Here is a 390-nt window from a genome sequence, read left to right as displayed (position 1 = left end):
TCCAGGGGTTTTTAGACAATTGTACCGGTCAATCTATGCCGAATTTGAGGTTACCAGCTACAGGGATATCCGCAAAGGAGACTTGGAGAGGGCGCTGCAATATGTAGAATGCTGGAGACCGTTAACTTAACGCGGTTTTGCGCTCAGTAGTAATACCCTCATTTACTGAACGATTCTATGCGTCAAGCGGACTGAACGCAGTCTTTCGTTAAGCGATCTCATCATTATTGCAGGATGAACGCAAAGTTGCGCTCAGAACTAGGAAGCTAAAGGGAGGTGAGAAAGCATTGGGGGAAGACATGACATTGCCACTACTAGCAACGATCTGGTTTGAACGTAGTCCGCTGCAGCATCAGGTGTTGGTGAAGAACATTATGCGATGTGAACATG

General features: G+C 46.7%; 1 protein-coding gene. It reads left to right on the top strand.

The window, feature by feature from the left end:
* Positions 1-19: 19 nt before the first annotated feature.
* The gene (locus tag ACQ76X_RS36350; RefSeq protein WP_438498720.1) at positions 20-130 is read left to right on the top strand and encodes an ORF6C domain-containing protein; all 111 of its coding nucleotides are present in this window, start codon (positions 20-22) and stop codon (positions 128-130) included.
* The last annotated feature ends 260 nt before the right edge of the window (positions 131-390 follow it).

Source organism: Paenibacillus sp. IHBB 3054 (assembly GCF_051594305.1).
In the GTDB taxonomy this organism is placed as follows: Bacteria; Bacillota; Bacilli; order Paenibacillales; family Paenibacillaceae; genus Paenibacillus_AQ.
The sequence above is the reverse complement of the archived record's forward strand: the minus strand, read 5'-3'. Positions and strand labels throughout refer to the sequence as shown.